Source organism: Acidovorax sp. HMWF018 (assembly GCF_003061035.1).
Classification (GTDB): domain Bacteria; phylum Pseudomonadota; class Gammaproteobacteria; order Burkholderiales; family Burkholderiaceae_C; genus Acidovorax; species Acidovorax delafieldii.
The window spans coordinates 7,807-9,978 of the sequence record NZ_QAIM01000345.1 but is presented as its reverse complement, the minus strand read 5'-3'; the positions used below and the strand labels follow the sequence as shown (position 1 = coordinate 9,978).

Annotated in this window: 3 protein-coding genes; all 3 read left to right on the top strand. The window is 66.6% G+C overall.

Annotated features, from left to right (window positions below; translation table 11 throughout):
• Positions 1-431: hypothetical protein (locus DBR23_RS13230; RefSeq protein WP_199227703.1), on the top strand; the 431-nt coding region annotated here is incomplete at its 5' end.
• Positions 432-493: 62 nt separating this feature from the next.
• Entirely contained in the window at positions 494-1,468 is a 975-nt protein-coding gene (gene fmt, locus DBR23_RS13225) for a methionyl-tRNA formyltransferase (protein ID WP_108498563.1), read from the top strand.
• Positions 1,465-2,172, top strand: a 708-nt coding sequence (locus tag DBR23_RS13220; RefSeq protein WP_108498564.1) for an AzlC family ABC transporter permease, incomplete at its 3' end; no start/stop codon positions are given. The genes fmt and DBR23_RS13220, both read left to right, overlap by 4 nt.

The window sequence follows — 2,172 nt, the reverse complement described above, 5'->3', positions numbered from 1 at the left end:
GTGTGCTGCCGGCCCGCGAACGGCCCGGCGCGTTGCGGACCGAAGTGATCGCTCGCCTGGGCCCGCCAACCGCCACGATAGCGCTGCCCTCTGGCGAGCGGCTGCTGTACTCGGAATTACCCGCCGGGTTTGCCGCCTACAACCTCGACTTTGATGCCAGCGGCCGCCTGGTGCGCAACGAGCAGGTGCTCACGCAGCAGCGATTCGAGAACCTGCCCTTGGGCACCTGGACCCGTGCCGACCTGCAAAACACCTTCGGAATGCCCTTGCGTGTCGAGCAGGTGGCGCGCTTTGATGGTGATATCTGGACCTACCGCTTCCGGCAGAACTCGGACCTGCGACAGGCCCATGTGCACCTGGATCGCCAAGGGGTGGTGCGCCAGGTGTTGTTCACCGACGAACTGCCGAATTTTGACAACGCGCGCGATTGACTGGATGGGTGGTCCCGCTGGGCCACTGAGTCCCGCGCCCCCCTGAGCCGCTATCTGCTTTCATGAGAGTCATTTTTGCTGGTACCCCCGAATTCGCCCGTGTGGCCCTGGAGCGGCTGTTGTCTGCAGGCTTCACCGTTCCACTGGTCCTGACGCAACCGGATCGCCCCGCTGGCCGTGGCATGAAGCTGCAGGCTTCGCCTGTGAAGCAATGCGCACTGGAGCACGGCATTGCTGTCGCACAGCCCCGCAGCCTGCGCCTGGATGGCAAGTACCCCTACGATGCCGCCGCTGCGCGCGAAGCCCTGCTCGCAGCCCAGGCCGATGTGATGGTCGTGGCCGCCTACGGGCTGATCCTGCCGCAGTGGATCCTGGATCTACCGCGCCTGGGCTGCCTGAACATCCACGCGAGCCTGCTGCCGCGCTGGCGCGGCGCCGCCCCCATTCACCGCGCCATCGAGGCAGGCGATGCCGAAACCGGCGTCACCATCATGCAGATGGATGCAGGGCTGGACACGGGCGACATGCTGCTGACCGAGCGCCTGCCTATTGCCCCGGGCGATACGACAGCCACCCTGCACGACCGCCTGGCCGCGCTGGGCGGTCGCATGATCGTCGAGGCGCTGGAGCTGGCCGCCTGCGGTGGCCTCACTGCTGTGCCGCAACCGGCAGACGGCATCACCTACGCCCACAAGATCGAAAAGGCCGAGAGCACGATCGACTGGACACTGCCTGCCGCAGTCATTGGCCAGCGCATTCGCGCGTTCGATCCCTTCCCGGGGGCCAGCACCGAGTGCAACGGCGAGACGATCAAGATCTGGAACTATGCAATTGATAGCGTTCAAGGCATATCCGATCAGCGCTCCGGGCAGATTTTGGCTGCGGATGGCGCGGGAGTGACCGTCGCGTGCGGTAGCGGCACGGCGTTGCGCCTGACCACGCTGCAGCGGGCGGGTGGCAAGCGGCTGGCGGCGGCTGATTTCTTGCGCGGCTTTGACCTGCAGCCGGGCATGGTGCTGGGCGCAAACCCTGCATGAGCGTCTCTGCTGCGCTGGGCCGGACACTGCGCCACCCCTCCTTCCGAATGGCCGCCATCGACATGGCCGGTACCTCGCTGGGCATTGCAGCCTGGGGGCTGGTCACCGGGGTGGCCATGGTCAAAAGTGGCATGTCGGTCGGCATGGCCGTGTTCATGTCGCTGCTGGTGTATGCCGGCAGCGCCCAGCTCGCCGTCATTCCGCTGCTGTCCGTGGGCGCGCCGCTGTGGGTGGTGTGGCTCACGGCCGCCTGCGTCAACCTGCGGTTTGTGATTTTCAGCAGCATGTGGCGTAGCTACTTTGCGCACCTGCCGCTGCGCCAGCGCCTGGCCGTGGGGTATTTCAGCGGGGACGTGATCTATGTGGCGTTCATGAAGCGCTTTCCGGAACCCCGGCCGGCCCCAGAGCAGGTGCCGTATTTCTGGGGCGCGGCCTCCACCAACTGGCTGGCTTGGCAGGTGCCGTCCATCGCCGGCATCCTGCTGGCCAACGCGGTGCCCCTGTCCTGGGGGCTGGGTTTTGCGGGGGTGCTGGCCTTGCTGGGCGTGCTGCTGTCCCTGCTGTTCGACCGGGCCACCTGGCTCGCCACGGGTGTTGCGGCCACTGCAGCGATTGCTGCGTTTGCCTTGCCGCTCAAGCTCAACATCCTAGTGGCGTTGGCGGCCGCCGTGGCCGCGGGACTGCTGATGGAGGCCGTGGACCGC

Excerpts from the sequence above, each read along its gene's own strand:
- fmt (WP_108498563.1), top strand. The coding sequence starts at position 494 with ATGAGAGTCATTTTTGCTGGTACCCCCGAATTCGCCCGTGTGGCCCTG.